The sequence below is a fragment of the Kitasatospora sp. NPDC057512 genome, assembly GCF_042802135.1.
In the GTDB taxonomy this organism is placed as follows: domain Bacteria; phylum Actinomycetota; class Actinomycetes; order Streptomycetales; family Streptomycetaceae; genus Kitasatospora.
In genome coordinates, this window is the sequence record NZ_JBHVET010000766.1 from 1 (window position 1) to 3,851 (window position 3,851).

Below are 3,851 nucleotides of genomic sequence, written 5' to 3' on the forward strand. Positions count from 1 at the left end.
CACTCCGCCGGGGCGATCCGGTAGCCGCCGCGGGCCGAGTGGAGGCTGAGCGCCTCGACCGGGCAGTAGTCCACGGCCTCGCTCAGCCCGTCCGTCAACTCCGCGCCGCCGTCCGCGTACCCGGCCAGCGGCGCGGCCAGTCCGTCGGCGCCGAGGGCCAGCGAGTCGGGGGCGCTGAGGGCGCACATCCCGGAGCCGATGCAGCGGTCCCGGTCGACCCGGACGACCACCGGATCGGTGTCCGCGCGGCCCGTCACCAGACCACCCGCAGGGCGTTCGGGCTGCGGGTGAGCAGGCCGCGCCGCCAGTCGATCCGCTCGACCGGGTCGGCCAGCCGCAGCGCGGGCAGCCGGCGGGCCAGCCGGTGCAGGGCCAGCTCCAGCTCCATCCGGGCCAGCCAGGCGCCCAGGCAGTGGTGCGGGCCGGCGCCGAAGGTGAGGGTGGGGGCGGCCAGCGGGGAGAACAGCTCGGTGCGCAGGTCCCCGGTGAAGAACTCCGGGTCGTGGTTGGCGGCGGCCGCGTCGGCGGCGACCACGCTGCCGGCCGGGATGACCACGCCGCCGATCTCGACGTCCTCGACGGTGCGGCGGATCAGCCCGGGCATGTGCTCCTGGGCGTCGCCGAGCGGGACGGCGCGCAGCAGCTGCTCGGTCGCGGCGGCGGCGCTGGCCTCGTCGGAGGCGAGCCGCTGCCAGGCCTCGCGGTCGTCCTGGAGCAGGTAGACCAGGGCGTTGCCGAGGCTGGTCATGGTGGTCTCGTGGCCGGCCACGACCAGGCCGATGACCAGCGCGACCAGCTGGCCCTCGGTGATCGAGCCGTCCTCGGCGGCGGCCGCGAGCAGGCCGCTGACCAGGTCCTCGCCGGGGGCGGCCCGGCGCTGGGCGATCACCTCGGAGCCGAAGGCGGCGAACTCGGTCATCGCGGTGACGATCGCCTCGGCGGAGTACGCGGTGGTGGAGAGCGCGTGGTCGCTCCAGTGCGCGAGCCGCTTGCTGTCCAGGTTGTCCAGGTTCATCAGCCGGCTGATCACCGCGACCGGCAGCGGGCGGGAGTAGCCCGCGATGATGTCGGCGGGGGAGCCGTGGTCGATCAGCTCGTCGATCAGCGACTCGACGGCCGAGGCCACCCAGGGCCGCCAGCGCTCGATCGCGCGCGGGGTGAAGGCCCGCTGCACGGTGCGGCGCAGCCGCTGGTGCTCGGTGCCGTCGATGTTCAGCATGCTCTGGGGGTCGTCCAGGATGTTGGGCGTGACCGTGACCCGCGGGGCGTCCGGCGCGTAGAGCGGGGCGCGGCCCAGCCGCGGGTCGGTCAGCACCTGGCGCACGTCGGCGTGCCGGCTGACCAGCCAGACCGGCGTGCCGGTGGGCAGCGAGGCGAGGCGGGGCGGGCCGGGTTCGAGCCGGCGCATGCAGTGCAGCGGGGGGAGCGGGGCGGTGCCGGCGCTGGTCGCACTGTTCTCGGTGGACATCCGTACTCCAGACTCCAGGACGGTGGGCCGCGGGGCGCGACCCGACGGGGGGTGAATCCGGGGATGGTGCGGGGGACGGGTGGTGCGGCCGGCTGGCGGCTCGACACGGGCCGGGGTTCGGTCGGGCTCCTCAGGGGGGATGTGCGGGGGTCTGGCGCGAAATGTGCGGGGGCGCACGGTCGGTACGCATCCGGCGCGGCCGGCGCAGGGTCACGCGCCGACGGGTGGGGCGGGTGTGCTGAGCGTGGTCGCGTGGACCGTCTCAGCTACGACCGTACGTGGCTGGCGGGGCGCCCGTCTGCGGCACTTCCAGCCAACGCCGGTGCTTTCCGGGCACTTCGAGGCGCACCGGCAGGCGCTCGGTGCCACCTGTGCGCCCCTGCCGCCACGCCCGCGCCGGACTGTCGCCGGACCCCCGGCGGATACCCGGCCGGCACGTGCCACCTGAGCGGTCGCGAGCCGCCGCGACGGCGGCGGACAGGCCCTAGCACACCGTGCGGCGGAGGATCGCCCCGGGCGCTCCGCCGGTGGTCGACGGGGTGGGCGATACGCTTCGTGGGCAGTTCGTCGTGCAGTCGTTTGTCGCAGGTCAGACCGGTGCAGAGCCGCACCGGCAGACGGAGGTGGAATCGGATGCCCCAGCAGGTCAAGGCAGTCATCGCGCGCGCCAAGGGCGCGCCCGTGGAGGTGGCCACGATCGTGGTGCCGGACCCTGGCCCGGGTGAGGCGGTGGTCCGGATCCAGGCGTGCGGCGTCTGCCACACCGACCTCCACTACCGGGAGGGCGGCATCAACGACGAGTTCCCGTTCCTGCTCGGCCACGAGGCCGCGGGCATCGTGGAGTCGGTGGGCGAGGGCGTCACCGAGGTCGAGCCCGGTGACTTCGTGGTCCTCAACTGGCGCGCGGTGTGCGGCCAGTGTCGCGCGTGCAAGCGGGGCCGCCCGCAGTACTGCTTCAACACCCACAACGCCAAGCAGCGGATGACGCTGCTGGACGGCACCGAGCTGTCCCCGGCGCTGGGCATCGGCGCGTTCGCCGAGAAGACCCTGGTCGCGGCCGGCCAGTGCACCAAGGTGGACCCGGCGGCCGAGCCGGCCGTCGCGGGCCTGCTGGGCTGCGGCGTGATGGCGGGCCTCGGCGCCGCGATCAACACCGGCAACGTCGGCCGGGGCGACTCGGTCGCGGTCATCGGCTGCGGCGGCGTCGGCGGGGCGGCCGTGATGGGCTCCCGGCTGGCGGGCGCGGCGAAGATCATCGCCGTCGACATCGACGACCGCAAGCTGGAGACCGCCCGCAGGCTGGGCGCCACCCACACCGTCAACTCCCGTACCACCGACGCGGTCGAGGCGATCCGCGAGCTGACCGGCGGCAACGGCGCGGACGTGGTGGTCGAGGCGGTCGGCCGCCCGGAGACGTACAAGCAGGCCTTCTACGCCCGCGACCTGGCCGGCACCGTCGTCCTGGTCGGCGTGCCGACCCCGGAGATGACGCTGGAGCTTCCGCTGCTCGACGTCTTCGGCCGCGGCGGCGCGCTGAAGTCCTCCTGGTACGGCGACTGCCTGCCCTCGCGGGACTTCCCGATGCTCGTCGACCTCTACCTCCAGGGCCGCCTGGACCTCGGCGCCTTCGTCACCGAGACCATCGGGCTGGACGCCGTGGAGCAGGCCTTCGAGCGCATGCACCAGGGCGACGTCCTCCGCTCGGTGGTGATCCTGTGACCGCCCGGATCGACCGGCTGGTGACCGCCGGGACCTTCGAACTCGACGGCGGCAGCTGGGAGGTGGAGAACAACGTCTGGATCGTCGGGAACGACGAGGAGGCGGTGGTGATCGACGCCGCGCACGACGCCGAGGCCATCGAGGCCGCGCTCGGCGGGCGCCGGCTGCTGGCGATCGTCTCCACCCACGCGCACAACGACCACATCGACGCGGCCCCGGCCCTCGCCGCCCGCACCGGTGCGCCGATCCTGCTGCACCCGGACGACCTGCCGCTGTGGAAGCTCACCCACCCCGAGCGGCTGCCGGACGGCGAACTGGCCGACGGACAGCGGATCGAGGTGGCGGGCACCGAGCTGACGGTGCTGCACACCCCGGGCCACGCGCCGGGCGCGGTCTGCCTGTACGCGCCCGCGCTGGGCACCGTCTTCACCGGCGACACCCTGTTCCAGGGCGGCCCCGGTGCCACCGGCCGGTCGTTCTCGCACTTTCCGACGATCGTCGACTCGATCCGCGAGCGGCTGCTGACGCTCCCGGCCGAGACCGTGGTGCGCACCGGCCACGGTGACCCGACCACCATCGGCGCCGAGGCCCCGGCCCTGCCGGAGTGGATCGCGCGCGGGCACTGACGCCCTGCCCGTACGGCCCCCGGGGAACGACCGTTCCC

At 74.6% G+C, this 3,851-nt stretch carries 4 protein-coding genes; 2 read left to right on the forward strand and 2 right to left on the reverse strand.

Annotated elements, in window-relative coordinates; all coding sequences use genetic code 11:
- Positions 1–257: ferredoxin (locus ACFU6K_RS33365; RefSeq protein ID WP_380669465.1), on the reverse strand; the 257-nt coding region annotated here is incomplete at its 3' end.
- Positions 254–1,468, reverse strand: a complete 1,215-nt coding sequence (locus ACFU6K_RS33370) for a cytochrome P450 (protein WP_380669467.1) — start codon at positions 1,466–1,468, stop codon at positions 254–256. The genes ACFU6K_RS33365 and ACFU6K_RS33370, both read right to left, overlap by 4 nt.
- Positions 1,469–2,101: 633 nt before the next feature.
- On the opposite strand from ACFU6K_RS33370, the gene ACFU6K_RS33375 reads away from it, so the two are divergent.
- Both ACFU6K_RS33375 and ACFU6K_RS33380 read left to right on the forward strand, forming a co-directional pair.
- Positions 2,102–3,187 (forward strand): S-(hydroxymethyl)mycothiol dehydrogenase, encoded by a 1,086-nt coding sequence (locus tag ACFU6K_RS33375; RefSeq protein ID WP_380669469.1) that lies wholly within the window; start codon positions 2,102–2,104, stop codon positions 3,185–3,187.
- Positions 3,184–3,813 (forward strand): MBL fold metallo-hydrolase, encoded by a 630-nt coding sequence (locus tag ACFU6K_RS33380; protein ID WP_380669471.1) that lies wholly within the window; start codon positions 3,184–3,186, stop codon positions 3,811–3,813. Before ACFU6K_RS33375 ends, ACFU6K_RS33380 begins: the two co-directional genes overlap by 4 nt.
- Positions 3,814–3,851: the final 38 nt, after the last annotated feature.

Bases quoted from the DNA above. Each gene is read 5' to 3' on its own strand.
- ACFU6K_RS33370 (WP_380669467.1), bottom strand. From the start codon at position 1,468: ATGTCCACCGAGAACAGTGCGACCAGCGCCGGCACCGCCCCGCTCCCC.
- ACFU6K_RS33375 (WP_380669469.1), top strand. From the start codon at position 2,102: ATGCCCCAGCAGGTCAAGGCAGTCATCGCGCGCGCCAAGGGCGCGCCC.